Annotated in this window: 2 rRNA genes; both read left to right on the forward strand. The window is 49.3% G+C overall.

From position 1 onward, the window contains the following. Window positions 1-88: 88 nt before the first annotated feature. Window positions 89-2916: ribosomal RNA gene (locus ACYQ0N_RS15120) — 23S ribosomal RNA — on the forward strand. 47 nt (window positions 2917-2963) lie between these two features. Next, window positions 2964-3080: ribosomal RNA gene (rrf, locus tag ACYQ0N_RS15125) — 5S ribosomal RNA — on the forward strand. Window positions 3081-3093 lie beyond the last annotated feature (13 nt).

Here is a 3093-nt window from a genome sequence, read left to right on the forward strand (position 1 = left end):
CAAAAAGTGAAACGACACGATTTTTAATAAAGAAATTAAAAGTCGGGTAAAAAAACTACAATGTATTGAGAACTCAGAAAAGACAAATGGTAAAGCTAGAAAGAGCGCAGGGCGGATGCCTTGGCATTGGGAACCGAAGAAGGACGCGGTTAACTGCGAAAAGCTGCGGTGAGTTGTAAGCGAACTAAGACCCGCAGATATCCGAATGGAGCAATCCACATGAGAGAAGCTCATGTATCATATACTGAATCAATAGGTATATGAGGGGAACCTCCCGAACTGAAACATCTAAGTAGGGAGAGGAAAAGAAATCAACCGAGATTTCGAGAGTAGTGGCGAGCGAAATCGAAAGAGGCCAAACCGACGGAAGCAATTCAGTCGGGGTTGCGGACTGCAAAAAGCATTGTCGAAGCTTAATAGAACAGGATGGGAAGCCTGACCGAAGAACGTGAAAGTCGTGTAAATGAAAAGCAGAGGCAGCAGGCAGAATCCAGAGTACCGCGGGACACGAGAAACCCCGTGGGAAGCAGGGGGGACCACCCTCCAAGCCTAAATATTCCCCAATGACCGATAGCGAAGAGTACTGTGAAGGAAAGGTGAAAAGAACCCCGGGAGGGGAGTGAAAAAGAACCTGAAACCCTGTGCTTACAAGCACTGAGAGCACGTCAAAGTGTGATCAGGTACCTTTTGTAGAATGGTCCGGCGAGTTATCGTATGCAGCAAGGTTAAGAACTTAAGGTTTGAAGCCGAAGCGAGAGCAAGTCTGAAAAGGGCGTCAAGTTGCATGCGATAGACCCGAAACCGAGTGACCTAGCCATGTCCAGGCTGAAGTGGAGGTAAAACTCCATGGAGGGCCGAACCGACCCCCGTTGAAAAGGTGGCGGATGAGGTGTGGCTAGCGGAGAAATTCCAATCGAACTCGGATATAGCTGGTTCTCCCCGAAATAGCTTTAGGGCTAGCGTTGTATTAGATTACCGGAGGTAAAGCACTGAATGGGCTAGGGGCCGAAAGGTTACTGAACCTTATCAAACTAAGAATGCCGGATAATTGATGTACAGCAGTCAGACTGTGTGAGATAAGTCTCACAGTCGAAAGGGAAACAGCCCAGACCCACAGCTAAGGTCCCGAAATAGATTTAAGTGGAAAAGGATGTGGGGTTGCACAGACAACCAGGATGTTGGCTTAGAAGCAGCCACTCATTAAAAGAGTGCGTAATAGCTCACTGGTCGAGTGACCCTGCGCCGAAAATTCAACGGGGCTAAAATCTATACCGAAGCTTGGGCTGCAATTGAAAGATTGTGGGGTAGGGGAGCGTCGTATAAGAGGAGAAGTCATAGCGGAAGCGATGGTGGATTTTATACGAGTGAGAATGCCGGAATGAGTAGCGAGAATTATGTGAGAATCATAATGGCCGAAAATCTAAGGTTTTAGGAGGAAGGTTCGTCCGCTCCTAGTAAGCCGGGAGCTAAGGCGAGGCGGAAACGCGTAGCCGATGCACATACGGTAGAAATTCCGTAGCCTCTGAAAGATTTAAGCACAAGGACACTTGAGAAGCGTTTATCCGGGAGTTGGTGTTCCCGGTCGTAAGGGACCCCGAATGGGGGAAGTAAATGTGGATTGAGGCAAGAAAAGTTGTGTGAATATCTGAAGAGCCCGTACCGCAAACCGACACAGGTAGATAGGAAGAGAATTCTAAGGCCAACGGGAGAAGGGTTGTTAAGGAACTCGGCAAGTTGACTCCGTAACTTAGGGAGAAGGAGTGCTCGAAAGAGCCGCAGAGAATAGGCCCAAGCGACTGTTTAGCAAAAACACAGCTCTATGCTAAATCGAAAGATGACGTATATGGGGTGACACCTGCCCGGTGCTGGAAGGTTAAGAGGAGAAGTGAGAGCTTTGAATCGAAGCCCCAGTAAACGGCGGCCGTAACTATAACGGTCCTAAGGTAGCGAAATTCCTTGTCAGGTAAGTTCTGACCCGCACGAATGGTGTAACGATTTGGGCACTGTCTCAACAACCCGCCCGGCGAAATTGTAGTACCGGTGAAGATGCCGGTTACCCGCGACTAGACGGAAAGACCCCATGGAGCTTCACTGTAGCTTAATATTGGATTTTGGTATTTCATGTACAGGATAGGTGGGAGACTGAGAAGCAAAGGCGTCAGCTTTTGTGGAGTCGCTGTTGGGATACCACTCTTGAAGTGCTGAAATTCTAACCTGCGCCCTTGAATCAGGGCGGGGGACATTGTTAGGTGGGCAGTTTGACTGGGGCGGTCGCCTCCAAAAAGGTAACGGAGGCGCTCAAAGGTTCGCTCAGCATGGATGGAAACCATGCCAGAGAGTGTAAACGCAAAAGCGAGCCTAACTGCGAGACTGACGGGTCGAGCAGTAACGAAAGTTGGAGTTAGTGATCCGGCGGTATGTGAGTGGAAATGCCGTCGCTCAACGGATAAAAGCTACCCTGGGGATAACAGGCTGATCTCCCCCAAGAGTCCACATCGACGGGGAGGTTTGGCACCTCGATGTCGGCTCATCGCATCCTGGGGCTGAATTCGGTCCCAAGGGTTTGGCTGTTCGCCAATTAAAGCGGTACGCGAGCTGGGTTCAGAACGTCGTGAGACAGTTCGGTCCCTATCTGTCGTGGGCGAAGGATATTTGAAAGGAGCTGTCCCTAGTACGAGAGGACCGGGATGGACGCACCTCTGGTGTACCAGTTGTCACGCCAGTGGCACAGCTGGGCAGCTAAGTGCGGAACGGATAAACGCTGAAGGCATCTAAGCGTGAAGCCGGCCTTAAGATAAGATATCCCATTACGTAAGTAAGTAAGACCCCTCAAAGACTATGAGGTTGATAGGTCTGAGGTGTAAGCATGGCGACATGTTAAGCCAGCGGATACTAATAGGTCGAGGGCTTTTCCTTTTGTCAGAGTTCAAATCTTTGCTTTTCTGTTCAATTTAAAAGAGTCAGCCGGTGTTAATGGCGATGAGGTTCCACCTGTTCCCTTTCCGAACACAGAAGTTAAGCTCATCTGCGTAGAAGATACTTGGACGGTGACGTCCTGGGAAAATATATCAATGCCGGCTTTTTGCTTTTTAT

The sequence above is a fragment of the Ruminococcus sporogenes genome (assembly GCF_054655175.1).